23 protein-coding genes are annotated in these 26279 nt (G+C 53.1%); 19 read left to right on the top strand and 4 right to left on the bottom strand.

Annotated elements, in window-relative coordinates:
- Positions 1-49: 49 nt before the first annotated feature.
- The gene (locus C5Y83_RS09975) at positions 50-967 is read right to left on the bottom strand and encodes a DUF1559 domain-containing protein (protein ID WP_105329525.1); all 918 of its coding nucleotides are present in this window, start codon (positions 965-967) and stop codon (positions 50-52) included.
- 452 nt (positions 968-1419) lie between these two features.
- Here C5Y83_RS09975 and C5Y83_RS09970 point away from each other — a divergent pair, with 452 nt between their 5' ends.
- The 7 genes from C5Y83_RS09970 (at position 1420) to C5Y83_RS09940 (ending at position 10247) form a co-directional block, all read left to right on the top strand.
- Entirely contained in the window at positions 1420-1917 is a 498-nt protein-coding gene (locus C5Y83_RS09970; RefSeq protein WP_105329524.1) for a hypothetical protein, read from the top strand.
- A 281-nt stretch (positions 1918-2198) separates the two neighbouring features.
- Positions 2199-2645 carry an Hsp20/alpha crystallin family protein gene (locus C5Y83_RS09965; protein WP_158262306.1) on the top strand — a complete coding sequence of 149 codons (447 nt, stop codon included), beginning with the start codon at positions 2199-2201 and terminating at the stop codon, positions 2643-2645.
- Between the two features lie 240 nt (positions 2646-2885).
- Positions 2886-4577 carry a dihydroxy-acid dehydratase gene (locus tag C5Y83_RS09960; protein WP_105329522.1) on the top strand — a complete coding sequence of 564 codons (1692 nt, stop codon included), beginning with the start codon at positions 2886-2888 and terminating at the stop codon, positions 4575-4577.
- A 217-nt stretch (positions 4578-4794) separates the two neighbouring features.
- Positions 4795-8262: a hypothetical protein gene (locus C5Y83_RS09955; protein ID WP_105329521.1), complete on the top strand. Its 3468-nt coding sequence runs from the start codon at positions 4795-4797 to the stop codon at positions 8260-8262.
- Between the two features lie 126 nt (positions 8263-8388).
- Positions 8389-8739, top strand: coding sequence for a PadR family transcriptional regulator (locus C5Y83_RS09950; RefSeq protein ID WP_105329520.1), 351 nt, complete (start codon positions 8389-8391; stop codon positions 8737-8739).
- Positions 8736-9488, top strand: coding sequence for a hypothetical protein (locus C5Y83_RS09945; protein WP_105329519.1), 753 nt, complete (start codon positions 8736-8738; stop codon positions 9486-9488). Before C5Y83_RS09950 ends, C5Y83_RS09945 begins: the two co-directional genes overlap by 4 nt.
- A gap of 9 nt (positions 9489-9497) precedes the next feature.
- Entirely contained in the window at positions 9498-10247 is a 750-nt protein-coding gene (locus tag C5Y83_RS09940; RefSeq protein ID WP_105329518.1) for a hypothetical protein, read from the top strand.
- A gap of 2 nt (positions 10248-10249) precedes the next feature.
- On the opposite strand, the gene mog is transcribed toward C5Y83_RS09940, so the two are convergent.
- From mog to C5Y83_RS09925, 3 genes are all read right to left on the bottom strand, one after another.
- Complete coding sequence (gene mog, locus C5Y83_RS09935; protein WP_105329517.1) at positions 10250-10789, bottom strand: molybdopterin adenylyltransferase; 540 nt, start codon at positions 10787-10789, stop codon at positions 10250-10252.
- Positions 10790-10825: 36 nt separating this feature from the next.
- Positions 10826-11305 carry a 6-pyruvoyl trahydropterin synthase family protein gene (locus C5Y83_RS09930; protein WP_105329516.1) on the bottom strand — a complete coding sequence of 160 codons (480 nt, stop codon included), beginning with the start codon at positions 11303-11305 and terminating at the stop codon, positions 10826-10828.
- 64 nt (positions 11306-11369) lie between these two features.
- Positions 11370-12638, bottom strand: coding sequence for a prepilin peptidase (locus tag C5Y83_RS09925; protein WP_105329515.1), 1269 nt, complete (start codon positions 12636-12638; stop codon positions 11370-11372).
- A 206-nt stretch (positions 12639-12844) separates the two neighbouring features.
- Between C5Y83_RS09925 and C5Y83_RS09920 the strand changes: the two genes are divergently transcribed.
- The 12 genes from C5Y83_RS09920 (at position 12845) to C5Y83_RS09865 (ending at position 26279) form a co-directional block, all read left to right on the top strand.
- Entirely contained in the window at positions 12845-13672 is an 828-nt protein-coding gene (locus C5Y83_RS09920) for a DUF4410 domain-containing protein (protein WP_105329514.1), read from the top strand.
- 34 nt (positions 13673-13706) lie between these two features.
- Positions 13707-14333: an ankyrin repeat domain-containing protein gene (locus C5Y83_RS09915; protein ID WP_105329513.1), complete on the top strand. Its 627-nt coding sequence runs from the start codon at positions 13707-13709 to the stop codon at positions 14331-14333.
- A gap of 171 nt (positions 14334-14504) precedes the next feature.
- Positions 14505-15239 (top strand): C39 family peptidase, encoded by a 735-nt coding sequence (locus C5Y83_RS09910; protein ID WP_105329512.1) that lies wholly within the window; start codon positions 14505-14507, stop codon positions 15237-15239.
- A gap of 78 nt (positions 15240-15317) precedes the next feature.
- The gene (locus C5Y83_RS09905) at positions 15318-16781 is read left to right on the top strand and encodes a RimK family protein (protein ID WP_105329511.1); all 1464 of its coding nucleotides are present in this window, start codon (positions 15318-15320) and stop codon (positions 16779-16781) included.
- 67 nt (positions 16782-16848) lie between these two features.
- Complete coding sequence (locus C5Y83_RS09900; RefSeq protein WP_105329510.1) at positions 16849-18114, top strand: glutamate-cysteine ligase family protein; 1266 nt, start codon at positions 16849-16851, stop codon at positions 18112-18114.
- Complete coding sequence (locus C5Y83_RS09895; protein WP_105329509.1) at positions 18114-18839, top strand: N-formylglutamate amidohydrolase; 726 nt, start codon at positions 18114-18116, stop codon at positions 18837-18839. The genes C5Y83_RS09900 and C5Y83_RS09895 overlap by 1 nt, the downstream gene beginning before the upstream one ends.
- 363 nt (positions 18840-19202) lie before the next feature.
- A complete protein-coding gene (tssK, locus tag C5Y83_RS09890; protein WP_105329508.1) occupies positions 19203-20666 on the top strand; it encodes a type VI secretion system baseplate subunit TssK in 1464 nt (487 codons plus the stop codon).
- A 67-nt stretch (positions 20667-20733) separates the two neighbouring features.
- The gene (locus C5Y83_RS09885; RefSeq protein ID WP_105329507.1) at positions 20734-21375 is read left to right on the top strand and encodes a DotU family type IV/VI secretion system protein; all 642 of its coding nucleotides are present in this window, start codon (positions 20734-20736) and stop codon (positions 21373-21375) included.
- An 83-nt stretch (positions 21376-21458) separates the two neighbouring features.
- Complete coding sequence (locus C5Y83_RS09880; protein WP_105329506.1) at positions 21459-23150, top strand: type VI secretion protein IcmF/TssM N-terminal domain-containing protein; 1692 nt, start codon at positions 21459-21461, stop codon at positions 23148-23150.
- 77 nt (positions 23151-23227) lie between these two features.
- On the top strand, positions 23228-23614 hold the full coding sequence (locus C5Y83_RS09875; RefSeq protein ID WP_105329505.1) for a hypothetical protein: 387 nt from the start codon (positions 23228-23230) through the stop codon (positions 23612-23614).
- The gene (locus C5Y83_RS09870) at positions 23607-24926 is read left to right on the top strand and encodes a hypothetical protein (protein ID WP_105329504.1); all 1320 of its coding nucleotides are present in this window, start codon (positions 23607-23609) and stop codon (positions 24924-24926) included. Before C5Y83_RS09875 ends, C5Y83_RS09870 begins: the two co-directional genes overlap by 8 nt.
- 102 nt (positions 24927-25028) lie before the next feature.
- Positions 25029-26279 carry a hypothetical protein gene (locus C5Y83_RS09865; protein WP_105329503.1) on the top strand — a complete coding sequence of 417 codons (1251 nt, stop codon included), beginning with the start codon at positions 25029-25031 and terminating at the stop codon, positions 26277-26279.

Here is a 26279-nt window from a genome sequence, read left to right as displayed (position 1 = left end):
ACGTTGCGCATGATGGCGAAACGTGGCTCAGCCAGAGCAAGTGTGAAGATTACGGAAGCTTAGCGACTTCGCTGCCCGCTCGCGTTCCAATCGCGTTGTAAACGGTTTGGTCAATCGTTTCCGCAACAAACTTCACTGAGCCGTCAACGTTGCCAAACATGGCACCGCCAGGATGTTGGCTACGGTACGCACCGTAAACATTCGATGTATTTGCGTGATTGTTCAGAGGGTGATAGGTGGAGCCCCAACCATATAGATAGGCATAAGCCCAAACCGCACCATAGCTAGTCGACGGAACACCTTGTGGCATGAAATCGGTTTCACCAACCATAAATGTATTCGAGGTACCGTCCGTGATATCGCGGAACTTGGTAGGAGCGCGATGATTCGGACTGTCCGTTTTCTTCACAAGCGTTGGAATTATTGCCCCGTCGTAGGTTGGTTCGTCCAGGCCGTAGTAGGTGGCATAATGAAGGAGCGAAGTATCTGGCGTGCCTGAGCAGAACTGGTAGCTACTTGGGGCCCGGTTCTCTGCAAGTTCGCCGCTGGGCATCACCATACTTGGACAGAGATAAGTTGGGATGATCTCCTGCTGGAGTAATGCGTTGGTCCAGCCATCTCCATCATTATCGACGGTGCTGCTTCGCGTTTCTTCGGGATCCCAACGACGTGCTACGGCATCCTGTTCGAGGAATGGAAGGATCTCGATCCAGCCACTTTCGTATGTCGTAGTGCTATCAGCGTCGATCGCGTCCCGCATCGCGTATGGAAAACGGCCGAAAGTATCGTGGAAATTATGCATGGCCAAACCAATTTGTTTGACCTGATTTGAACAGCTCATCCGACGAGCCGCTTCTCGGGCTTGCTGGACGGCGGGTAGTAGAAGGGCAATCAGAATTCCGATGATGGCGATCACCACCAGCAGTTCAACCAACGTAAAACCAGAGCGAGACGACTTCGTCGACATCGTAAATACCTTTGAAATAACCAACCGGGGAGCATAAGAAAGCGACCTATTCGCTTCCTGACACGTCTCGAGCGTGGCTGGCATCGCAAAGGCGGGTGCTGGCTGCGGCCTCAAAAGAAAATGAAACTGAGTCTCAGTTGCATCTTGTTTTAGGGAAGTTGATTGAGGATGTCAAGGATTGCCTGGATGAAAAACCACTAGGTACCGTAATAGATCGGAGATGCGTGGACCGCGGCAGCTATACTGCTACTACCACGTTAACTTCCTGGTTCTTTCGTTGTGCCATGCCTCGAACTCCTGACCTTACCACCTTTCAATGTGAGTCTTGTCAGACGACCTGCCATACTTCGCCGAGGAAGGATCGCCATTTATTACCCTGGCTGCGTCGGCTTCCGATCAAGCCCGATGGGACATGTCGAAAATGTGGTGGCCAGTCTTGGAAGATCACCTTGGTGTACGCGGAATCTGACCTGCAGGTCAGCTCGGATCCGCTGCGTATCCTGTTTGGATTATTCACGTTGTCGGTACCGATCGATCGTTCGGCAGCCGCAGCGGGAGTTGAATATGCTGGCGTTTCAGCCGAGACGGTCGCAACGCTCAATTCCGATCCGCGAATGCGAAGCTCGATGATCGCTGAGTATGCCAATGCCGCACACAAGATTGAAAAGTACGAGCAGGGAGCAAAGAACTGCCGGGAATGCGACGCCATCTATATTCCGTCGAGCGATCTCCCTTGGACGCAACGTGGCTACTGTAGCAAGCTTTGTCTTGTTCGACGCGATAGCCAATCGGCGCTCGTCCAAGCGAAAGCAAATTCGGTAGAGGTCTCTTCGAAAACCGTTTTTGTCACTTGTGCCGACGGGCATGAGTTCGCCGTAGCCAATTGCTTTCGTGGCACCAAGCGTCCATGCCCGGTCTGTGGTCTTAAGACGCCTGTTCCCGTGGGCTGATGCTTCCCTGTCGAATTGGCAATGAGTGCCATTTTGGCAGAAGATTTGATGGCTGACAGTCGTCCGTCGGCAGGTCAAGGCCTTGACGCAACCGCCTGAAAAATAAGCATTTGCAGATTCTCAAGTGCGCAAAAATAAGGTTTGGTACGCCTCTTGCTTTATGGATCAGTGCCCTTGTCGAAGGCACTTTAAACCGAGCATTACACCGGTTCGATTATCGAACAATTTGGTGCGGTTTTGTTTCAACTTCTGTAGGAACTGTTATGGAAAGGTTGATCAAAATGGTACGTCCTCAAACACAATCCGAATCGAAGTCCAACCCTCTGGCGAATTGGCACAGTGAGATGGACAACCTCTTCGAGTCGTTCTTCCGTCCGGTCCGGCAAAGCGCATCTGGTGCATGGCTACCGGCAATGAACATCTCGGAATCGGAAAACGCTTACCAGATCGATTTAGAACTTCCTGGTCTCAACGCGGAAGATGTCAATGTCGAACTGCACGACGGTAAGCTCACTATTTCGGGCGAACGTAAGGCGGAAGAGCAATCCGATGATCGCCGCTATCATCGTGTGGAACATGTCTACGGCAAATTTGAACGCGTGTTGAAACTGGGAACGCCAGTCGACGAAGAAAACGTAACGGCCAGCTTCAAGAACGGCGTGCTGATGGTTTCGATCCCCAAGTCGGATCATGCCAAACCACGCAAGATTGAAGTGACCAATAGCTAACACTCTACGTTCTTACTTTGGCGAAAGTCAGCCAAAGCAAATCTTGGATGAGCAAGACGCCGGTCCGCGAACCTCTAAGCGGCCGGCGTTTTTGTTTTCTTGCATTACAGCACGGATCTGACGATCCCATTTCACGTTTCACAGGACTCTTTTCCCGACCATGTTGAGTCTTTCGCTTCCAGGCACCATACTACCCAATTCCTACCTTTCCCTTCATGCCTGGCAAGATTGAAGCTTCTCATGGATCGACCACTCAACTGGAACAGTCGTAACTTAACCCAAGGCTGGCAGCGCGGAGTGACCGCGTTTTACTACGGACTGCATTTCCAGGAGGAAGACTTTCACAAGCCGCAAGTCGGAATCGGTGTGCCTCTGCTCGAGGGTAACCTGTGCAATGTTCATGCGTATCGCTTGGCTTCGCTTATCAAGGAAGGTTTGGCGAGAGAAGGACTGATTGGATTTCCTTTTGGTACACCTGCTGTCAGCGACAACATTACCCAGGGGCAGGAAGGTGGTAATGCCAGCTTGCCTTCGCGGAATATGATCGCCAATGCAGCCGAGTGCGTTACCAGTGCGCATGGTTATGACTTTCTGATCGGCATGCATAACTGCGATAAGAACGGACCTGGTTTCGCAATGGCCTTGGCTCGGTTGAATTATCCCGGACTGATCATCAACGGCGGTAGCATCAAGCCAGGCTGTCATCGAGGACAAGACACTTCGATCTTAGATGTCTACGATTCGCAAGCTGCTGCCAACGTGGGTGCGATGACACACGAAGAAGCTGACGAGATTCTGCGAACCGCTTGCCCTGGTCCGGGTGGCTGCGGAATCGCTGCTTCGTTTAACACTTGGGGAATTGCTCTGGAGGCGATGGGACTGACACCTCCGTTCTCAAGTTCAAATCCCGCTGATGACCCCTCGAAGATCGCGGAATGTCAGAACATTGGTCCGATGGTAAAGCATCTTCTCGCCGAGGACATTCGTCCCCGCGATATCGTGACTCGGGCATCGATGATCAATGCGACGCGGGCCGTGGCAGCGATGGGGGGGTCGACCAACGGGGTACTTCACCTCCTGGCATTAGCTCGCGAAGCGGAAGTCGACTTCCACCTGCAGGATATTCAAAAGATTTGCCGCGAGACGCCGGTGTTGTGCAGCTTTGCCCCCCGCGGCAAGCGAACCATGTTCGACCTGTTCAAGCTCGGCGGTACGCCCATCTTACTGAAGTATCTACTGCAGCAAGGGATGCTCGACGGAAGTTGTATCACGGTTACTGGCAAGACGATGGCTGAAAATCTTGCGACTGTGCCAGATGTTTCCTGGGATCAAGATTTGATTGTGCCGATCGATAAACCGTTCAAGCCCTATGCCGACATGCAGATCTGTTTCGGCAACTTGGCACCAGGCGGGATTGTCTTCAAAGTGTCGAGCATGAAGGAGCCAACCTTCCGTGGCAAAGCAATTTGCTTTGACGACGCCCGCAAGATTGTCGAAGCGGTCGAACGTGATGAAATTCAGCCAGGCACGATGATTATCTTGCGATATCTGGGACCGGTTGCTTCAGGGATGCCGGAAGTGTTGGTGGCGACAGCAGCGTTGGCGGTTCCGAAACTCGATGGCAAAGTCGCATTCATTTCCGACACACGTGTGTCTGGCGTTTCACATGGTGCGATCGGGGTTCACTGCGCTCCCGAGGCGGCGGTCGGCGGGCCAATCGGGCTCGTTGAAGATGGCGACGAAATCTCTTTCGATTTGGTTGACGGCAACTTGACGCTTCACGTGGATGATGCCATTCTCGCAGAGCGTCGGCGTAACTGGACGGCTCCCCAGTTGCCACGTACGAGGGGGTATTTGGCTGACTTTTCAGCAACCGTTTCACAAGCCAATCATGGCTGCGTCAGTCGAGCATTTCTTCCGGTCGAAGATTAGGCGTCCGGATTCTGGGCGAAAACGATAGCTTGTAGAAGCTTGCGCCAGAAAAATTTTCGTATCCCCATAATTCAGCTGCCTTTAGCGGTTGCTTAAGGTGGCTTCGTCTTCCGTTCGTGTTTGCCGCAGTGCGGCGACCCGTGACCGGCTTGCGATTCTGCGGTAGGATCTTTCGACGCAACGACCCAATCATCTGATCCTAGAACTTGGTGCGACCATGGACCTTAGAGAAGCACTTGGTATCCGTAAGCCTGGCGAAGTTGTCGATCCGAAGACGGAACGGCAACATCTGATTCGCTACATCAACTTGCAACTCATCGCGAATGAATTGCCGCCTGCCGTCGATGAGAGTGAATCAGAGTTCATCGGACTCGCGCATGGCCTGTTGGCGAATTACCACGAAAAGTCGCGGAAGCTGTACGACAAGCCAGCCCCCATCGATCAACGCATCGAAGCTTTTCTCGAACGCTATTTTCGTGATCTGAAACCTGAGAAGCCGCTGGAATTACCACGGCAAAGTTTGACGTTGGAACGACATGGCGTCGCTCGTGAATTGTCGCTGCCTGTCAATCGCTCCTCTTTCACTTGCGAATTAGTCGAGTCGTATCGCGTGGCGAACGGTGTGTTGCACAATCCACGCAATGATCGTCGTACGACCAAGGGAACATTTCACGTTACCGAAGGTGGTTTGCCGATTGCCGGCGACAAACGAGCTGTACCGCGGGAAGTCTTCATGAAGATGTTCCAGATTGCGGTGAACCCACCTAAAGAAGACATGCTGTTGCCGTTCACTGCGGATTGTGACAATCCGGCCTACAGCACAGTTTCGCTGCTTTTGCGTCCGATCGTTTGTCCGGAAGTCCCTGGGGTGACACCAGAAAAAACGATGGAAGTTCGCTTCTTCGTGCCGGGCTTGATGGTTAGCAACCTCGACTTTGTCGAATCGATTTTCGGCAACGCTGGCGACCCGTACATTAGCGGCAACAACGCTGCACTCGACGTGGAACATTGGACAGGGCACACAGGGTGCGTCATTCTCGCTCCCCATTTGGGAACCTACACCAAGAAGGAGCTGGGCCTACCCCACTACGACGATGCCACGCCTCGGCAGCGTCAAGATTCGATGTGCTGGAAGGATGACAAGGAACTCTACAACGATGGCCAGGCATTCAAGCTGACTTGTCGTGATGCCAGCGGTGTGGTGGTGACGCTGATTGCTGACAACTACTTCGGGTATTGCAAGAAGGAAGTCAAAACGCAGATCAGCTACGCGGCCAACTTGTTCGGCGACACCGAAGAAGAACACGCTGGAGGATGCATTGCGTACACCGCCTGGAACCTGGGAGATGACTTCAAGGTTAATAGCCAGCGTTACAACGGTCGCACGATCGATGACGTGAAGCGAGACTATGGCGAAATTATTGATTTCAAGCCGGAAGGTTATGGAATCGATAAGCTGCATCCAGAAGTCTTCTATATCCCAGAAGACGCACGGGCAACCATGCTTGAACAATGCATCAAGTGGACACGTGATGGGAAAGAGCATCGTCTGCCCCTGTTGCCAGATCACTACTACATCGCGCCGTCCGGTTACAAAATTCGGATGGAAAAACACCCTGCGGCACCAAGTTGGCGATTGGTGGGTTCGACCGCGGAAGGCGTGTTCTGTCATAAGCCATGCACGGTGAGTGGCGGCGGTAAGAGTGAAATCAGTAAATCGCTGACTGACTACACGCTTTACGGTCCAATCTTTGTGTCTGACATTTACAAAGATATGGACATGGTCGAGGCAATCTTCGAGAAAGATTACTCGAATCGTTGGAAGGCAGATTCCAACAAAAAGCCAGACTATTCTGTCCGGCCTTCGCGTCCGGTTCTTTCCGCGAATCGCACGTTGGGTAGTGTGATCAAGTTGCTCACACCCTCGATTGATTACACCGAAGAATACAACGAGTGGCTGCGAGGAATTCCGCATCACATCACTTCGATCGTCTTCATTATCAAGCGGCTAATGCTGCCAGAATGGGGTGAAAACTGGCGTGACTACTTTGGTGTCGATATTGTCAACGGCGTCCCAGGGCACGAATTAAAGGTGCTTGATCGCCGTCTGGTGGGAACCTACCTGCGGGTTGGTTTCAATCAAGAAGGCCGTTGGCGCACCTATAAGCTGCGTCAAGACTTCATGGCATCGGAAAAGGTGCAGACAGAAGACGACATTAGCGCCTCAGTGATCGTTCCCAACGCGATGCTAGAGGACTTTGAGGCTGGCGGATCAGGCGTTGCCTCGAAGTTTACGATTAACTGTGAAAATCGCCTCTTCCAGCGTCCTGACGATGCTATTCATCGCGGATTCGATAAGAAGACCGAAAGCGACTTAGCATCGCCTGATAATTTCATCTCGAACTTCGAGGCGTTGACACACGAGTATGTCGATGAAATGGCGCGTAAAGCGGTCGACTTCGATAAGTTCACGCAACCGATGGAAGACTTCCTGTTTAAGTTTCTGGAGGGAGATGACAGCTATGTCGTTTCGTCGGCGAATCCTCGCTTGGTCGATGGCGTGCCTACCAAGAACCCGCGTTACTTGCAGATTCGACCTGACCTGGAGAACCCATTGCCGAAGTATGTTGGTGAGATGGGATGTCGCTTGTATCGCAAGCTGAAGCCAGACCAACCGCTTTATCAGCCGGTTTCCGCCGTGCTGTGTGGGCGTCGTAACAATCCGCCAGACAAGGAAGCGGGGATCCGTGGCCTGGCCGTCTACGGTCCGATTCATTACCAGGAACTTCCTGAGTTGTTCATGGACTTCATTGCCTCACTTACAGGCAAAAGCCCATCCACAACCGGTGCTGGTAGCGAAGGAGCTTTGACGAAGGGGCCATTCAATTGCTTGCGTCCCACCGCGGACTTGAACCAGGCTTTGGTCGGTTACATTTTGACCGGTCTCGCTGGCTTCTCGACCGCCGCAGGGCATATCGGTCCGAACGTCCGCGTCGATCACGATATCAGTCTTCTCATTCCGGAGGTCTGGTGTCGCTTGACGCCGGAGGAACGAGATCCTGAATTCCTTATTCGCCAGCGTATGCTCGAGAAGATCGACGACTTCGATCACGAAGGTAAGATGATTCCTGGCAGCCGTCTTGGTTACCGTATCACCAAGACGTTTGTTCGTATGTTCTTCGGCCGCGTATTTGATTATCCGCTAAGCGTGTTTGATGAATCGATTCTGAAGCCGGAAACTCAAGACATGGCCGCTTACGTCGATGGGATCAATCACATCGCCGAAGTGCAACAGCGTGTCGCACAGCGGTACCTCGATGATGGATCGATCGAAGAGGCTTGCCCGCCACTCAAGGCGTTACTGCATATCATGGCCGAGGGGGCGTACGAAGGGAAAACGGTCCACGATTCCGACTTCCGTGCGATGTTCACCCGTGACTCGCTTCTGTCGAGCGACTGGTACATGGAACGTCTCACGACGAAGCAGCAACGTGATATCGAGCTGTGGCAACGGCACATGAAGTCACTCGATGACTTCCTGGCCGAGTCGACCCATGCTCTTGATTCCACGAAGAAGGAAATCGTGCGACGAAAAGAATATGTTCAACGTCAGTTGACTCGCTTGAACAGCCCTGATTACCTCAAGGCTCACATCGGCGGCATCGGGCTTCAACCCATGAAGTAGTTGCTGCTGACCCGCGATCATTCTAAGGGCGACGCGATTTTTTCGTGTCGCTCTTTTTTTGTTCTTGACGGAAGTACCTAGTCTCGCATAATAGCGATAGAGTCAACTACCTAGCGAGACCAAGTAATGGCTGCGAAACAGATTCAAGGAGATCGTCTACGAGGTCATCTCGAGGCGATGATCTTGGCTATCCTCGAACAAGATCCGGCCCACGGATTCGATATCGTCAAAAAACTACAAGACCGGGGAGAGGGCGCGCTGCATATGCGAGAAGGGACGATCTATCCTGTTCTCTACCGCATGGAAGCTTCTGGGCTTATCCAGGCCAAGTGGGACGATTCGCAGAAAGATCGCAAAGGCCCACGTCGCAAGATTTACGCCGTGACTCGCAAAGGGCACCGGCAGCTCGCCCAAGGCCGGCAAGAGTGGGAGCAATTCGTGAATGTCGTCGGTGGAATCATTGGGGGTACGGCATGAATGTCGAGCTAATGCAAATCGTCGAACAGGTAGTTCGCCCGGTATGTGCGTTGAAAGTTACGAAACTGCGAATGCGGGAAGACTTGTATTGCCAGCTTGAACAGATCTATCAAGAGGAAGCGGTACGGGAAGGTGCCCCGCTGGAGCGAGCTCTCGAACTTGCCAAAGCTCGCTTTGGTGCGCCTGAACTACTTCGTGAAGAGCTCCAGCGAACGGTGATGGTCTCCGAACGCATCTGGGCAACGGCGGATCAATGGTTCCTGCGCCGAAAGGAAGAAGAGCCGCTCGTGCGATTTGCGATTCGAGTTGGATGGCATATCGGCGCTGCCGTGCTCTTGTATTTCGGAGTCTTGTTGTCCACGGCTCTTTGGTGGCATCAGGAAGGCGTGCCAGCACCTATTTGGGTATGGTTGATCGTCGCGTCCGTACTCTGTGCAATTGAAGGCTTCGTACTGACGCTATTAGGCAACTATGCATTAAATAATTTCGAGTGGACCGAACGCGACGTTAGGTTAGCGCGACCGATGCTTTTCCTTGGAATGAGTCTGTTGGCAGGCCTGTCGATGGGCGCAGCTGAAGTGCTTCAAATCTATATCGTTGCCGGCCGCTTCTGGCATGCGAGTTATTGGGATCCGTTTCTATTGGTTCTCGCGATGAGTAGCGTGATCTTCGCGGTCGTGTTGTACCTACGAGCTCGCCAGGACATTCGGTTTCGTCCATGGTCGCAGATCAAGCTTCAAGCCGAATAGAGGTGCCAGATGCATATCGAACTCAAAAAAATAGTCGAACGTGTTGTTCGCCCGTTGCCCTGCGATAAGACGACCAAGCTGCGAATGCGGGATGAACTGTCTTCCCAGCTACTGTTGATTTACGACGAAGAGTTCGCCAAAGATGATGATGAAACCGCAGCAATCGAAAGGACCGCGAATCGTTTTGGCGAGCCAGCCGCGTTACGGCAGGAACTCGATGCGACGATCTCCTCGCGAATGCGATTTGGCACCCAACTCAATCATTGGATTCTCGGTGAAGTACCACCGAAGTCGCCGATATCGTTTGCAGCCCGCTTTGCCATTCGCTTGGCATCGTTGCACTTCGTGATGACGTTCGGTTTGTTGGCCGTTCTCATCTTGTTGGGAAAAGACTCTTCCGTGCTAGGTGTCTGGCCAACATTTCTCGCAATCAGTGTGCTGTTCGGCTTCAACGGCTTTTTATTCACTATCTGCGGTCTTGCAGCAATGCATGCCATGAAGCTGGACGGAGAGCAACTTCAGTTCGTTCATCCAGTTCGTTTAGTCTTAGCGACTGCTGGCGCTGGTCTTTCGCTCGCCGCGTCCTATGTGGCACTGATGAGCGTCAGCCACTTCGATGTGGGACAGCCAAGCATGCTCGCGATATTCGCCACGGTTTGTGGTATCGCGATGGTCCTCTTTCTGCTGGTGATTGGCCTGATAGCCAAGGTCGAGCTTCGCGACCGGGAATGGTCGTCCCTCGACCTCGGCGAGAACTAGCGCTACTTCTTCTTTGGCCGAAACGCTTCAATTCGCTCGGGGTTCGTTGTGAGATAAGGCCCTTCCATCAAGTCGATGCAGTAGGGGATTGCAGGGAATACCGCATCCAGGCACTCGGCTATTGCCTTGGGTTGCCCTGGTAGATTGACGATCAGAGAAGTACCTCGGAGGCCCGCCGTTTGTCGAGAAAGTATTGCCGTAGGAACCTGCTCGAGGCTGACCTTTCGCATCAACTCACCAAATCCTGGCATCATGCGGTCGCAAACTTGTTCAGTCACATCAGGGGTAAGGTCGCGTTTTGCGGGACCAGTACCACCGGTGGTGATAATCAAGCAGCAGCCTACGTCATCGCAAAGGCCGATCAGCGTTTGTGCCAATACGTCGCGTTCGTCGGGGATAACTTTCGCGATTCCATCCCAAGGGGAAGTAAGCACTTCTTCCAGATATTGGCGAATCGCTGGACCGCCTCGATCTTCGTAGTCGCCACGCGAAGCACGGTCTGATACTGTAACGATGCCAATTTTGGCTAGACTTTCGGGCATGGGGCTCTTTCTGCGAGAAGTCTGATTCGGTTCGGTTTACGAAACCATCGGTTCCGACCATTCTGCCTCGTCTTGCACCTTACTTGGTGAATCGACGCTGGCTTCAGCAAAGCTGTCTTCCGTTTCCCAGATGGCGACTTTCACGCAGCTTACGCCGGTTCCTTTTAGCAGTTTGGGACAAACGGTTTCCAGTAGATAAGTAGCCATCCCTTCGGCTGTGGGATTGTTCGGCAAAACGTACATCTTGCACGGGACAACTTGCTTTAAGGCATGAATACCGTTTTCGTCGGCTTCGTTCAACAGAAACGCATGATCCCAGTGTTCGTCGATCCAGCCTTTAAACAAGCGTTTCAACTCGGCAAAGTCGATCACACGTCCGACTGCATCGACATGATCACCCGTGACGTGGAAGTCTGCTATGTAGTTATGGCCATGGAAGAACTCGCACTTCCCGCCATGTTTGTGAAGTCGGTGCCCGGCGCAAAACTTGATGCGCCGCATGATATTCAGGCTCATATCTTTCTCCCTGGAGAAGCGTTCCAGGTTAGTACTGCCCTGCAGAGGGGCCTAACACATTTGTCTATTGGTTATTGTCCGGGATTGTCCCGGATGAGGCAAGCAGTTGCAGATCGGGCGAATTCGTTGCGTTTGCGTCAGAGTTTCTCCGAAATCGCTGTAAGTCGATCGATGCCCGCCAAGTGATCTTTCGCAAAATCATTCCCAAGGCCAGTGTCACGCCGAGTGAGATGCCCCACGCGACCAGCGGATTCGCCTCGAAGTAAGAGTTCCAAAACTTCCAAGACAAAAGATGAAATAAGCTAGCCGCTAAGATCGACAATTCGAGTCCGCCGGCAATATCGACACGTCCGCGTGCTCTTAAGATTGGCGAGATTACGATCGCGAGAGCAATCGCGACGATCGCAATTACCGATGCTGCCTGCCACCCGAAAAACAGGCCGACTGCAAACGTCATGATCGGAATTCCCCACCGGCCGGAGACGTCGTCGGCGTCCGTCTTTGGTACGAACCAACGCATCGCCATTCCCAGAAGTGTGCCTTGCAGCATTCCCGCCAACAAAGTGAGGAAGACGGAAATCCGCTCCGCGTCATCAAAGCGGACTAATCCTTCTAAGCCAGATCGAACGGGCAGAAGACTCGGCCAGATCAGTGGTCCGATAAAACCGACACCAAATGTCAGCAAGGCCAAGGTGAGGGGCATTCGCTGCCGATCCCACGCAATCAAACTCCAGCAAAGCAGCATGCAAAAAAGAAAACAATGGAACAGATAAATCCCGATCAAGCCGAACTGTAATTCAAGCATAGCGCGTGAGTAATTGAGGCGAACCGCCTCGATACCTGGCAAGTTTCCGCCGCCGCTTAGAAGTTCGAACTGCAGCAGGAGCAAGAAAATAGCGCCCATAATCGCCTCGACGATGGGATAACGAGGCGAAATTGGTAAGCGACATGTCCGGCAACGCCCTCCCAGCATCAGCCAACCCAGGACTGGGATGTTGTCATTCCACTTAAGGTTCGTGCTACAAAAGGGGCAGCGAGAAGGGCGGGTTACCACAGTTTCCCCTCGCGGCATTCGCCAAATGACCACATTCAAAAAGCTGCCTACGGTCGCCCCGAAAAAGAAAAACCACGTGTACAGAAACCCGGCAATAAGAATGGTTTGGATCCACTGAATTTGATCCAGCCGGTTCTGGCGACTCGCGAAGTCTTCGTCCGCAGTGGCGGTCCAAATTGCCTCGAAGGCAGGCCAAGCCAGAAGGGCACCAAATCCCACACAGAAAGTCGCGACAATTGCGTAACGCAGCCAGTTGAGTCGCGAGCTTTTCCGAGGCATCGACTGTTTCTTAGTTCAGCATAGTGGAGATTGGATGAAACATCCCATTTTAGGTCGGATGCGGCTAGGTCACAACGCATCGGCCTGGGCGCGAAAATCGGTCTCCGTTAGATGACAACGTTAACGTGGCAGTTTAGACTTCTGCTTCCAGAGATGGCCCCCGGACTGGTGGTTTTCGCCTTGATGGTTTGTCCCGAAGTAATGACATGAGCACCGACAATCCTTTTCAGTCGCCGGCCCAGGAAGAGTTCACGCCGAGTCATGCGCCGAAAATTCAAATTATGCCTTTCGGCATTCGCAAGTCCGCTTTCAAGTGCACTGTCCTGTCACCCCAGGAATTAGCCGAGAACCTTCGTGACGAAACGATCAAATACTGCCAGGATCTAGGATTTCAGGTCGTCGAGGAGGACGCTGAATACCGAATCGAAGGGGAGTTCGTCAAAGTCGACGAGGGCAATCGGATCTTGCGCTACCTCCTATCGGGGCTCGCAGGCTTCTCGAAATTAGAGGTCGCTGGCGAAATTCGAGGAGGCGAACGCGAGGCTAGGCCATTTCGCTTCAAACAAGTCAAGGCAATCGGCGCGATGGGGGGCGATAGTAAGTCTCTGTTGAAGAGAAGTCTTTATCAGATCGCTCTTAAAATTGGATCGGAGGCTGGCTCGATCGGCAAGCGAATCGATCCCGCCCAGGCAGATCGTGCCGTCCGATATCTAGGTTTCTTAGCCCTGGTCGCGGTGCTTGTGGCATGCCTTTTAGGCGGCATCAGTTACTTGTATGGAACGGTCGTGACCGAGCCACTGAACGACAATCAATATACAGAGCAGATAATTTGGTCAGTGATCGTCGGGGTAGTGGCTTTTACCGTGGCAATTCTTTCGGGGATCGGGTTAGCGCCGGAAGACGTACTATCCAGCCGGACACTACTATGGTTGCGATCATCTTCGGGAGTCAGCACCATTTTCGCGCTTCGCATCTTGTTGGGGGCCATTGGAATGGCGCTCACCGGCATTATTCTGCTTCGTTTTACGATGTGATTGGATTGAGTAGATCATCCTTTGAGGCTAAGTCATGCGATTTAATTCCCCCGAACTCGTTCAGGCCAGCCTTGCTGGTGACCTAGCGGAAGTGAAACGCCTGGTCGAGTCGGGGGCAGATGTGAACAGCCAGGATAAGCACGGCATCGGGCCCCTTTTGTGCTTCACGCCAGGAATAATGGCCTATTTGCTCGCTCAAGGGGCAGATCCCAATTCTCAAACGAATGAGGGAGGTGCTCCGGTTCTTAGCGGAGTTGCCTACATGGGGGCGACCGAGTGCGTGCGGCTGCTCCTGGAAGCCGGGGCCGATCCAAACACGACTCGCGACCCAACCGGTGAGTCGGCCTTACATGCCTGTTTGAGCAAACCTGCCAATGCACCGCACGAGGCAGTCCGTTATCTGCTTAAGTATGGTGCTGATCCGAACCATCGAACGATTCCCGGTGTGAAGACGGCTGCGTTTTGGCGCGACGTGCGAACCCGTGGAGAAACGCCACTGCATCGTGCGGCGGCATTTGCGTCCGCAGAGGTAGTCCAATGGCTTTTGGAAGCCGGGGCAGACAAGACGATGCGGGATGCCAACGGTGACTCACCGCAAAGTTGGGCAAGCTGGCACTGGCGCGAAAAGTCGCTGATTGATTTCCTAGACCCCGGCTCATAGTAATGCATTCGGGAAATCGGTTCCCCGCAACCGACAAATTTCCTCTAACCTACCTTGCTAGGAAATGACGTAGGTTTCTACAATTCCGAAAGCACATGCCCGAGGCATGCCAGACCTGAAAGCTTCCCCCAAGGTCTGCCCCGGTGCGGCTAACTGGATTGCTGTCCTTCGATGGCCCATCCGTTCGATTTCGAGATCTTGCCGCAGCCGGATGACACGACCTGTGGGCCGACCAGCCTGCATGCGGTTTACCAGTATTTCGGTCTGAATCTTGACCTTCATCACCTGATCTCAGAAGTGCCCAGCTTAGAGCAGGGCGGGACCTTGGGTGTCATGTTGGGGATCGATGCGCTCAAGCGAGGCTTCTCCGCGACAATCTATACCTACAACTTAGAAGTCTTCGATCCCATTTGGTTTAGCCGGAGCTACGACCTGATCGAACGACTCGAGTCTCAGATGGCGGTGAAGGATGCGGCTCGACTGCACTTAGCCAGTAAGGCGTACGTCGAGTTCTTGAGTCTGGGCGGCAAAATCAAGATGCGTGATTTGAATGCAATGTTGATTAGCCGCTACTTGCACCAATCGATTCCCATTCTCACTGGACTAAGCTCTACCTACTTGTACAGCGGTCCACGCGAGCATGGCATTAAGAATACCCCAGACGATGTGCGAGGTCTGCCTCAGGGACACTTCGTAGTCTTATACGGCATGAACGAAAACCAGGATCGCGTCTACGTGGCCGATCCCTATCTGCCCAACCCACTGGGCGAAATGCACCACTATCCTGTCAGTTTCGATCGCCTGGTGTGTTCGATCCTGTTGGGCATCTTGACTTACGATTCCAACCTGCTGGTGATTGAGCCGAAGAAGAGCGGTACCTCAGCAGGATCGGGGAAGAGGGCATGATGTCCCAAGCTTTCCGTCTGAATTGATCCCCTTCAAGCACCCCCAGACCGCGTCTTTTTCGGCGTGTGGATTTTCATCATGGCCATTTTGATTGTGACCGACCAAACCGACCGCTGGCCCAGCGATGACCCGGCCGTTACGGTAGTCGATCCCAAAGCCTATATTACCCAACCGCAATTCAGCGAAATGCGAGGGGCAAAGGTTTTTAACCTTTGCCAGACCTACCGCTATCAGAGTGTTGGATACTACGTTTCACTGCTGGCCGAAGCTCGCGGGCATCGACCCGTTCCCAGTGTCGGTGCGATGCAGGACTGGAAAACTCGCAGCATCATTCGTCTAATCACCGAAGACTTGGACGAGCTAATCCAAAAATCGCTTGCTCCGATCAAATCGAACAAGTTCACCCTGAGCATTTACTTCGGGAAGAACATGGCCAAGCGGTACGACACGCTCGCTTGGCGATTGTTCAATCTTTTTCAGGCTCCACTATTACGCGCTAAGTTCATGTTGGAGAAAGACCGCTGGCAGCTAACCGGCGTTGGTGGTATTTCAGCCTCAGATGTTCCGGACGCTCACTGGCCGTTCATTGTGGAGACAGCACTCGAGCACTTTGCAAAACGTCGCAGTGTGGCGAAAGCGAAGAAAACTCGTTTTGACATGGCCATCCTCCGCAATCCCGACGATCCTGAGCCACCCTCTGATGAAGTCGCTTTGCAGAAGTTTGCCAAGGCAGCCGCTCAGCAGGGTATCTCGACGGAATACATCTCAAGAGACGATTACGGACGTCTGGCCGAGTTTGATGCGTTGTTCATCCGCGATACGACGGCGGTGAACCACTACACCTATCGTTTCGCCCGTCGCGCGGCGGCCGAGGGCTTGGTGGTGATCGACGACCCGACGTCGATCTTGCTATGTACTAACAAGGTTTACCTCGCCGAGCTATTGGCTCGCCACAAGATCCCGGTCCCACGGACTGTGGTCGTTCATCGGGAAAACGCCGATCAACTGGCCGAGACGCTCGGTTTTCCATGTGTTTTGAAACGGCCTGACAGCGCGTTCTCGCGCGGGGTGGTTAAGGTGAAGGATCCGGCGGAACTTGATGTCAAGTTGAAGGAGTTCTTTGCCGATTCGGAATTGATCATTGCACAGGAGTTCCTGCCGACCGATTTTGACTGGCGAATTGGCGTCTTCGATCGTACGCCGATGTATGCCTGTAAGTATTACATGGCTCGCGGACACTGGCAGATTATTCGCCACGATCAACCCAATCGCGGGCGGTATGGCAAGCTGGAAACGTTACCGGTTGAACTAGCGCCTCGGAAGGCAGTTCAGGTTGCCCTCAAGGCGGCCAACCTCATAGGTGACGGCTTGTACGGTGTCGACGTGAAGGAATCGGACGGCAAGTTTTACGTCATTGAGGTCAATGATAATCCAAATATCAACGCCGGCTGTGAGGATGCGGTGTTAAAGGAAGAGTTGTATCGCCGCATGGTCTCGATCTTCGTCAAGCGAATTGAACAACACAAAGCAGGTGTCGAGTAACGTAAGTTCTTCGAACCTGCCAAACCAAGTAACTCGTACTAAAGCGTCCCCCGAGGCTGCGAACTGCATGTTAGCCGACCCTGTTCATTCCGAAAGGAAAAAGATCCCTCTGTTCGAGGCATTTGGCGTCGAACTAGAGTACATGATTGTCCACGAAAACTCGCTTGATGTTGCGCCGATCGCGGATCAGTTACTACGTGACGAAGATGGGAATCCGAGCGAGGAAATCGAACGGGACGACATCGCGTGGTCAAATGAGTTGGCTCTGCATGTGGTTGAACTCAAGACAAATGGTCCGGTTTCCAGCTTGAATGGCTTGGCCAGCCGCTTTCAGGCGAATGTCGAGGACATCAACCGGCAGTTGGGAGCGATCGGAGCTCGTTTGATGCCAAGTGCGATGCATCCTTGGATGCGTCCCGATGTGGAAATGAAGCTGTGGCCACACGGTTACAACGAAGTTTACGAAGCATTCAACGCGATCTTCAATTGCAGCGGGCATGGCTGGGCGAACCTGCAAAGCTGTCATTTGAATCTGCCGTTTGCCAATGACGACGAGTTCGGTCGATTGCATGCTGCGATTCGTGTCCTACTGCCGATTTTGCCTGCTCTGACCGCCAGTAGCCCGGTTTGCGAACGGCAGCTTACCCCGGAACTCGATCACCGATTGGAGACCTATCGTCATAACGCCGATCGAATTCCACAGGTCGCCGGTTCGGTCATTCCAGAAGGAGTGTTTACGCAAGCCGCTTACGAGCAGAAGATCTTGCAAGAGATCTACGACGTCATGGCTCCCCTCGACTTAGCTGGCGTGCTGCGGCAGGAGTGGGTCAATAGTCGTGGTGCGATCGCTCGCTTTCAGCGAAATACGATCGAAATCCGTGTCATGGACGTGCAAGAACAACCGGCCGCGGACGTTGCAATCTGCCAGTTAGTAGTTCAAGTGCTCAAAGCGTTGACCGACGAACGCTGGGTATCGTTTCGCCAGTTGAAGACGGCCGAGACCTTACGGCTTCGCGACATTCTTCTTAATGTGGTCGATGACGCAGAAGAGACGGTGATCGTCGACCCCGGCTATTTAGAACTATTTGGCTGGACCAAGGGAACCTGCAATGCCGGACAGTTGTGGCGCTATTTGGCCAACGAGTTTCCGCTACACGAGAAGTCCTCGGCGGAAGCATTGGACGTGATCCTGGATGACGGTCCTTTAGCACGCCGCATCGTGACCTCCCTTAGCGGGGATCTCTCTGGCAAGTTATTGCCGGTCTATCGTGCGCTATGCGATTGCCTGGCAACGGGCCGTTCGTTTCGGCCAAGTGAATTGAAGAATCCCTGATGAAGCAACGGCAATCTACGATCCTTCTCACCTGTGAGCATGCCGGCAATCAAGTGCCGGAGCGGTATGCTGCGTTATTCGCCGGACACGAGGCGACGCTCGAATCTCATCGGGGTTGGGATCCCGGGACGCTCGAGGTAGGAAAGTACTTTGCTAGCAAGCTGCAAGCCAAGCTGCTTTACAGCGAGGTAACCAGGTTGTTAGTTGATCTGAATCGATCCGAGTCGAACCGTGTGATCTTTTCCCCCATTGTCCGGGAGCTGCCTTTGCAGCAACGAGAAGAGATTTTGCAGACGTACTATCGCCCTTTTCGGAGTGAGGTGCTGCAGTGGATCAGCGAAAAGGTTGAGGAAAAGACGTTCGTGTGGCATCTTTCGCTCCATTCGTTCACGCCCCAACTGGGTGATCAGGTCCGACATGCCGACATTGGCCTTTTATACGATCCCAGTCGAAAACCAGAGCAGGAAGCCAGTCAACTTTGGCGTGATGAACTCACGAAAGAGTTTCCCGAGTTTCGCATTCGGATGAACTATCCCTATCGGGGGATATCAGACGGTCATACGTCAGCCCTGCGGAAAGTCTTTCGTCCACGACAATATGCGGGGATCGAATTGGAAGTTAACCAACGACTTTTTGCCCAGGATACGGAAGCGGTTAACCGGCTAATTGCTGGGCTTTATCGCAGCTATCAGATGGCATGGGGAAGCAAGCACCCCAGCGATTGACCGTTATGACTTGCCTGGTTCCGCCAGCCTCTCGAAATTGGACGTAAACGGTTATCTGCTTGCTACTTGAGATTCCTTCGGGGGATGGTATTCTAACAGCTTGGCAAACAGGGAGGTCTCCTACGAAAGCAGGGTTGCGCGCACCAGCTTCTCGGATGCCTCCTACTGTCAACCCGTCATAAGATCGGGCAACCTGTCAAAAGTTCGGGGGAACGTTTGATGAGGGGGATGACGAAAGGGGACCAGGCCAGAGGAAATCGCGATCCTCTCGCCGCTTTGGCATGCGAGCCTGTCCGCCGGTATCTCGTCCTTCTCTCGCCTTGGACGTGTCTCATCCATCGGCAATCGGAATAGGATTTTTGCATGAAGAACCCACCCATCCATTGGTCGGAAGGGATGTTTCTTCGCCCCCATCATTTCCAATCGCAGGATCGACACTGGTTCGAGTTCATCGAGAACTCCATCCGGGATCTCCTTCCGTATGCGTATGGAGTTCGCTCGATCGAAATCAGCGATCAGGCCATCGCTAACTTTCAGATCGAGGTTTCTCGGTGCGAAGCTCGGATGCGTGATGGAACGCTGATATCTTTCGGTGACAACGAGCAGATGGCGCGGGTCGATCTTCGTCAGGGGCTCAAGGGCTTGCAGGACCTAAAAGAGGTCTTCCTTGAGAATGAAGTGATCCGTGTTTACTTGGCCGTCCCACGGCTGAAGCTAGGACACGAGAACACGGCGCGTGACGAACATGTGCCGAACACCCGTTATTACGAGTTCTCACGTGAGGACGAGGAGGAAAACCGAGGGGGAAATTCGCAAGAGATCTCTTACCGCGAATTGAATGTTCGTATCTTGCTTTCGACCGACGATCTTTCGGGATTCGAACTGTTGCCGATTTGCCAGGTGATTCGCAACGAGTCTGATGGGACACCACGCATCGATCCGAATTATTGTCCACCATGTCTCTCGGTCGATGCTTGGACGCCGCTGGGTACCGGCATTGTACGCCGAGTGTTTGATTTGATCGGCGAACGGATCGAGCGATTCCGTAACGACATCTTGAACCAAAACATCACCTGGGATCCGCGCGAGATTGGCGACCTTGAGAAGATGATGCGGTTGCGGACGCTGAACGAAGCGTACGGCGAACTGCGTGTTTTGGCGTTCAGCGACGCCATTCATCCATTGAGAGTCTATACGACTCTGTGCCGGATCGTCGGTCAGCTGGCAATCTTCGACGAACGTGAACGTCGGATCGAATCGATTCCGAAATACGATCATGAGAACCTCGCCGAGATTTTCCAGTGGGCCTACAAAGAGATTCGCCGCTTGAGCGAGGGAAGAATCGATGCCAGCTACGAGCATCGTTTCTTCCTGGGCAGCGGCCAGGCGATGCACGTTCAACTGGATCCCAAGTGGTTCGATCCCAGTTGGGAATGGTACATCGGCTTCGAGGGTGTCAGCATCTCGAAGGAAGATACCTACCAACTGGTCACGCAGGGTTTTCATTGGGTGTTCGGATCTGGTGAGCAAGTCGAGACATTGTTCCGCAACAACATGCCGGGCGTGCGTTTGCGACCTGTGGCCCAGCCCCCGCGTACGTTGCCGCAGGGTGGCAATTGGGTTTACTTTCAAGTTCAGCGTCAGGGGCCACCATGGGATGACGTTCAACGAACCCAAACGATGGGATGGCGGTTCCAAGAGGAATACATCCACGACGTCAAGGAACTGCAAGGAAAGAAACGCTTGGTGCTGAACATTCGGAACCAGTTAATTGCGTTGCATGTAGCGGTGTTTGCCCTGCGGCACGGAGACCAGAAGCGGTCATGATTGGCCGTTCGAGCGAACAACCTTGCTGGACGATTCCACGAAAACCAATTCCTGAAAACGAGTTTTCATGACTCCCAAGTTTGCCAAAGCGGTAGATCCTATTTTTCTGTGCGTGCTCGATCTGTTGGATCGGATCGAGCGGGATGGTAATTCGTTGGATCCCAGCCAGGAACGAATTCGGGTCAAGAAGCGGATTGATCACGCAGAAAACCTGCTCGGACAAACGGCCGAGTGGGAATTAGCCAAATACGCGTTAGTGGGTTGGATCGATCAGATGCTGATCACGGCCCCGTGGAATGGAGCGAATTGGTGGCAGAACAACGACTTGGAATTTGAATGTTTTCATAGTGGGAAAGCGTTCGAACACTTCTTCGTCGCTGCCAAGGAAGCGCAGAGCCTGCCCAATAAAGATGCCCTCGAAGTTTATTACATCTGTGTTGTGCTAGGTTTTCGAGGCTTGTACGGGCATCCTCATTCGCTGCAGTACACGCAGCACTACGGATTGCCGGCTGACCTTGATACTTGGGCCAAGCAGATCGCATCGGCCTTACAACTTGCCATCGGACGCAGCCCGATCATCGATCGGCCGGAGCCTGGCGAAGGGGCGCCGCCGCTGACGGGTTACAACAAGCTGATCAACATGACACTGTTCGCCGTTGTGATGGTCGCGATTTGCGTAGGCTTTTTCATGATGTTTGGTGTTAATTAAGCACGAGGGTTCCCCGGGCAGTTCGCGGGATGCGAGGCACGGAAACCTGATTCAGATTATCTATCCGAAGGTGATGTAGTCCCATGATGAGTTTCGTCTACCAAGTCATCTACTACATGACGCTTCCCTTCACCGCGTTCGATACGTTGGTGAGGAACATTCCTGGTCTTCGCAACATCGGCTCCATTTCGTTGCCGACGCGGATAGCTGGGCTTGTGTTCGTCTTTTTGTTTTTCGTGCTGGTCTCGTTTGCGGTAACGTTTCAGTTTTCCGATACCTCGGCGCAATGGACCGACTACCTCCTGGACTGGAAAATTGGCCTCACTGTCCTCGGGCTGATGATCGTTATTCCGATCGTCTCTTACTACGTCGTTAAGATCTGGCTGGAAGAGGAAACATCTGATTTCCCTGATATCGACAAAGCCTGGAAGCAGGGAGTTGCCGAACTCGAAAAGCAGGGCATTCCACTCGGTTCGACCCCGCTATTTCTAGTGATGGGAAATGCCGACGAACGCCGGGCAGCGAATCTCATGCGTTCAAGCGGATTCGGTTTCAACGTGTCCGACCCAGCTCAAGGACCGGCTGCGCTACATTGGTACGCCAACCCAGATGCGATCTTTATTTTCCTGACGAAGACGTCTTGCCTCTCCACGTTGGCCGATGGCTATAAAAACCGCACGAATCCCCATTCGCAGCTTGCTGCTCCTTCCTCGCAAAGCATCCCAGGCGGACAGACGATCGTTGCCGGAGCCGGACAGCAAAGCTTAGTTGGCGAGAACATGGCCGAACGAACCATGGGAGCCGAAGATGACGAAGAACAACGCTTCATGGAAGCACCGCCAAGTATGGCCGGAGTTGGTGCTACGATGGATTTCGGGCAAGGGATGGCTGGCGGTCAGACGATGGCGTTTGGAGCGGAAGACGCCGCCAAAGCGATGGCCGCTTCTTCGTCTGGTTCACGGCAGTCGAAGTCTGATCTGACCGATCAGATGGAACGCTTGAAGTACGTGTGCACGTTAATCAACAAAGCTCGACGTCCCGTTTGTCCCATCAACGGGCTGCTAGTCACAATTCCGTTCGACATGGTGGAAGACGTCAGTGAGCCGATCCAGATGGCGATTCAAAGCGATCTGGAAGTGATCCGTAACAACACCCGCCTCCGTTGCAGTGTAACGGCCTTGATTACCGAAATGGAAAGTGCCCAAGGGTTCCTGGAACTGATCAAGCGAGTTGGCGAGAAACGTGCCAAGGAACAGCGGTTCGGCAAAGGCTTCAATGTGTGGAATCCGCCCATTGCCGAGCAGTTGGAAGCCGTTTCGCAGCATGCGACCGGAGCGTTCGAGGATTGGACTTATTTGTTGTTCCGCGAAAAGGACGGGCTTCGTCGTCCAGGCAATCCGAAACTATTTGAGCTTTTGTGTAAGATTCGGGGCAAGTTTTCGGAGTGCATGACGAATATCATTGCGAACTCGTTCGGCTTCGAGCCTGATAAGAACCCCCGCGCTGCCGGCAACGCCCTTTTGTTTTCCGGATGCTACTTTGCGGCGACGGGCGATACAAACGATCGCCAAGCATTTGTTCGCAGCGTGCTGTATCGGGTGATGGAGCAAGACGGCGAGTTAGATTGGAGCCAAGAAGCTTTGGAGGAAAACGAGAGTGCCGAATTCGCGGCGAACCTGGCGGCATTGATCGGAGGCGTTTGCCTGCTGATCTTGATCGGGTTTGCTCTAAACTCGGCGTTCGGCGAGTACATGCCGTGGCATCAGGATAACTGACCTTCGCCCAGTGGCACCTATTGGCTTCTGTTCTCCACTGTGTTATCCCTTATCTCACCGTGGATTAGGATGTTCCCATGCATGCCCACTTACTCCGAACGATCGCTTTCGCGGTAGTTTTTTGCAGCATCACCGCCATTGCAACCGGCTGCTCTCCATCGGGGCCCCCGCGACCTCCCGAAGAACCATTCCCGCCGGAAACGGTTACCTTGTTGGTCACCGGCGTGGATACGGCCGAGGAGCGGAGAAGCTTGAACAAGAAGCTGGGAGCGATCACCGACACGCCAGGTAATTTTCGGACAAAGATGAATTGGGGTCCTGGCAAACCACTGAAGGTTTTGTTGACGCCAGTCAGCGATCCCGAAACATTCGCCCAGCGAATTGATTTCGGGACGGTCGAGAAGATTGAAGCGAAGACGATTCATGTCATCTACGCATCTTCAGCGTCGAGTGAGCATGAGTGATAAAGGCCCTTCAATTCGTGGACGTCGGTTTTCACTTCGTTTTCTGCTGATCGGCACGGCACTGGTTGCTGCGATACTGGGGATCTGGCGTCTCGTTTCTTATCGGCATCCTGCCCACCAGTTTCTATCGTACGAGAAGGCTCCGTACACCTCGGGTCGGCAGATGAGAATCGGCCCGAATGTGATCAAGATCGTTAGCATCGCGCGCAACCGCTATGATGGCAAGATCCATGTGGTCAGTGGTGACGGACTAAGTCAGCAGATTCCAGGCGTCGCGCAACTAAAGAAGTGTGCCAAGTGGCTTGATGTTGTGCAGATTGAGCTGTCCCCCGGTCCCGACTTGGTCGAGATCATCGAGGTGCGCATCTTCGATCACGAAACTCGGGCGATGCTAATGGAACTTGATAAAGCTTATGGATGGCAGATTATCGAGCCGAGTCGGATTCAGATTTACGGCCTCGGCAAGGAGATACCTGAGAAGCTCGACGTGTGGCTGCGTCTCAACAGCCACGCCGATGGCAATGTCTATGAATTGGCTCCGAAGCCTGGAGCAAGTGTCGAGATCCCAGGCGGTAAGATTGCGATAACCGAGGTGAAGGATCGATTCGCTGGATGGAGCAATGCTAAAGGATTCTATCCGTCGAGCCCTGAGTCGGGTGCCGACTCGGCCGTGCTTCTAGATTGGCAAGGAGCTTGGCCTGCAGAAACCAAGTACCAATTCACTTCGGTCTCTGATGTAGGGGAAAAGGAGTACGAAGGAATGTTCCTGCGTTTGGATTGGAACAGCAAGTCGATGGGGCCAGTAAGGTCGCACTTTCCGCTCGATTCAATCGACCATTTTGAATTCCGTCCGTTTGGTGGACGGCATCGGTTCTTCTTCGATGGACTTGAAGTGCCTCCTTCAAGCGGGCGAAAGTTCGATCCACCTCCCACTGCGAAGATTGCCGTCGATGGGAATGAATGTCAGGGATTCCTATCACAATTTGATCCACTTCGTGTTCGATACCTCGTGGAAAGAGGGAGTAATGTCCACGGTAGCGCGGTATGGAATACTTTGGCATGGATCAACAAGGGAGGACCGAAGAAAAATATCGATTCGCAATTCACGCTGATGTTCAACGCACAGGGGATTGCTGGCTTGCCGCTTGATATCCGATTGCAAGACGCCACCACGGGACAATGGCTTGGCCAAAACACACAATCGTCCGGCAACTACATGTCGCACGGCATGAATCGCAAGGCGTCAGCCCAGGTATTCAATATGCCGCTGGAAGATGTCAAAACAATCGAAGTGAAGTCAGGAATCCCGTAGAATTGAAAGCTTCGCGACTGATCTAATTGTTTCTGAACATTCATAATGACGGTAAACATACCTTCGAAACCTTACGGGCGACGGTTTTCCTTACGTCTTCTCATGGGGTTGATCGCGGTCTGTGCGATCATGCTTGGGTTGGGGCGGGTGTTTTTCTATGAGCATCCCGCTCATCAATTTCCCGCATACGGTCGGGCGCCGTATACGACTGCCTACCGGTACCAGGCGGGTCCCAATACGATCGCGATTCGCAGCATTGCTCGAAATCGATACGACGGAGCGATTCATCTGATTTCAGCCGGTGGGCTCAGCACTCAGGTTCCCCATGTCGACCAGTTAATCGAATGTGCAAAATGGTTGGATGTGGTTCAAATTGAACTCACTCCCGGACCAGAGCTTGTCGAGATTGTTGATTCCCGGGTCTTCGATCACGAATCACGCACTTTGCTCAACCATGTCAGCTATGCCTATGGTTGGCGTGTTACCGACACGAACTTAATACAAGTCTACGGAATGGGGAAAGAAGTTCCCGAGAAGCTCGATGTCTGGCTGCGGCTACGTAGCTACCCAGATGATACGGTCTATTCGATCGGTGTCACACCTGGTTCCGAGATCGCCATCCCCGGGGGAACGATTCGTGTAGCTGAGGTGAAAGAGGGGTACTCCGGTTGGAGTAAGGGTGTCGGCTTTCATCCGACGGCACTAAGTGGCGGTTCCGGTTCAGCTATTCTCTTCGAATGGCAAGGTAATTGGCGAGGAAAAAGTATTACATGCACGGCTGTAACTGATTTGGGAGAACGCATGCCGTATGGAGAATCGCTGAAACCAGAGTGGAACGGGAATTTCATCGGTCCAGCGTGGACTCGCTGCTCGTTAGCATTAATCGACCACTTAGAATTACGATTTCATTACGAGGAACAGAAATTCTTTTACGATGGCGTGAGAGTTCCTCCTCCGGTCGAACGCAAGTTCGATCCGCCTCCGATCGGAATGATTAAGACCGATCAAGGAGAAGTTGCCGGTGTCCTGCATGAGTTTGCACCGCTGCTGATTCACTATCGCATCGAGGAAGGACACACCGGCGGTATTATTTCACAAATTGGTTCTAGCATGTGGCTCGAACGGTCTGGTCCCCATCGGGAACGGGATACGACGTTTTCAATCCTCGTCAATGAATGGGGAATCGGGGCGATGCCGCTCGCGTTTCGATTACAAGACGCCAATCTAAGTACATGGTCACCAGTGGCAAATGGGGTACGAGCCATCGGTGACAACTGCTTTGCTTTCGATAAAGTAATCGAACGTCCGCTCGCGGAAGTAAAGTCAATCGAATTGACCATTAGCGCGCCGTGA

The sequence above is a fragment of the Blastopirellula marina genome, assembly GCF_002967765.1.
In the GTDB taxonomy this organism is placed as follows: domain Bacteria; phylum Planctomycetota; class Planctomycetia; order Pirellulales; family Pirellulaceae; genus Bremerella; species Bremerella marina_A.
Note: the sequence above shows the minus strand (reverse complement) of the source record. Positions and strands in the feature narration are given on the sequence as shown.

Excerpts from the sequence above, each read along its gene's own strand:
- C5Y83_RS09975 (WP_105329525.1), bottom strand. The coding sequence starts at position 967 with ATGTCGACGAAGTCGTCTCGCTCTGGTTTTACGTTGGTTGAACTGCTG.
- C5Y83_RS09965 (WP_158262306.1), top strand. The coding sequence starts at position 2,199 with ATGGTACGTCCTCAAACACAATCCGAATCGAAGTCCAACCCTCTGGCG.
- C5Y83_RS09960 (WP_105329522.1), top strand. The coding sequence starts at position 2,886 with ATGGATCGACCACTCAACTGGAACAGTCGTAACTTAACCCAAGGCTGG.
- C5Y83_RS09955 (WP_105329521.1), top strand. The coding sequence starts at position 4,795 with ATGGACCTTAGAGAAGCACTTGGTATCCGTAAGCCTGGCGAAGTTGTC.
- C5Y83_RS09950 (WP_105329520.1), top strand. The coding sequence starts at position 8,389 with ATGGCTGCGAAACAGATTCAAGGAGATCGTCTACGAGGTCATCTCGAG.
- C5Y83_RS09945 (WP_105329519.1), top strand. The coding sequence starts at position 8,736 with ATGAATGTCGAGCTAATGCAAATCGTCGAACAGGTAGTTCGCCCGGTA.
- C5Y83_RS09940 (WP_105329518.1), top strand. The coding sequence starts at position 9,498 with ATGCATATCGAACTCAAAAAAATAGTCGAACGTGTTGTTCGCCCGTTG.
- mog (WP_105329517.1), bottom strand. The coding sequence starts at position 10,789 with ATGCCCGAAAGTCTAGCCAAAATTGGCATCGTTACAGTATCAGACCGT.
- C5Y83_RS09930 (WP_105329516.1), bottom strand. The coding sequence starts at position 11,305 with ATGAGCCTGAATATCATGCGGCGCATCAAGTTTTGCGCCGGGCACCGA.
- C5Y83_RS09925 (WP_105329515.1), bottom strand. The coding sequence starts at position 12,638 with ATGCCTCGGAAAAGCTCGCGACTCAACTGGCTGCGTTACGCAATTGTC.
- C5Y83_RS09920 (WP_105329514.1), top strand. The coding sequence starts at position 12,845 with ATGAGCACCGACAATCCTTTTCAGTCGCCGGCCCAGGAAGAGTTCACG.
- C5Y83_RS09915 (WP_105329513.1), top strand. The coding sequence starts at position 13,707 with ATGCGATTTAATTCCCCCGAACTCGTTCAGGCCAGCCTTGCTGGTGAC.
- C5Y83_RS09910 (WP_105329512.1), top strand. The coding sequence starts at position 14,505 with ATGGCCCATCCGTTCGATTTCGAGATCTTGCCGCAGCCGGATGACACG.
- C5Y83_RS09905 (WP_105329511.1), top strand. The coding sequence starts at position 15,318 with ATGGCCATTTTGATTGTGACCGACCAAACCGACCGCTGGCCCAGCGAT.
- C5Y83_RS09900 (WP_105329510.1), top strand. The coding sequence starts at position 16,849 with ATGTTAGCCGACCCTGTTCATTCCGAAAGGAAAAAGATCCCTCTGTTC.
- C5Y83_RS09895 (WP_105329509.1), top strand. The coding sequence starts at position 18,114 with ATGAAGCAACGGCAATCTACGATCCTTCTCACCTGTGAGCATGCCGGC.
- tssK (WP_105329508.1), top strand. The coding sequence starts at position 19,203 with ATGAAGAACCCACCCATCCATTGGTCGGAAGGGATGTTTCTTCGCCCC.
- C5Y83_RS09885 (WP_105329507.1), top strand. The coding sequence starts at position 20,734 with ATGACTCCCAAGTTTGCCAAAGCGGTAGATCCTATTTTTCTGTGCGTG.
- C5Y83_RS09880 (WP_105329506.1), top strand. The coding sequence starts at position 21,459 with ATGATGAGTTTCGTCTACCAAGTCATCTACTACATGACGCTTCCCTTC.
- C5Y83_RS09875 (WP_105329505.1), top strand. The coding sequence starts at position 23,228 with ATGCATGCCCACTTACTCCGAACGATCGCTTTCGCGGTAGTTTTTTGC.
- C5Y83_RS09870 (WP_105329504.1), top strand. The coding sequence starts at position 23,607 with ATGAGTGATAAAGGCCCTTCAATTCGTGGACGTCGGTTTTCACTTCGT.
- C5Y83_RS09865 (WP_105329503.1), top strand. The coding sequence starts at position 25,029 with ATGGGGTTGATCGCGGTCTGTGCGATCATGCTTGGGTTGGGGCGGGTG.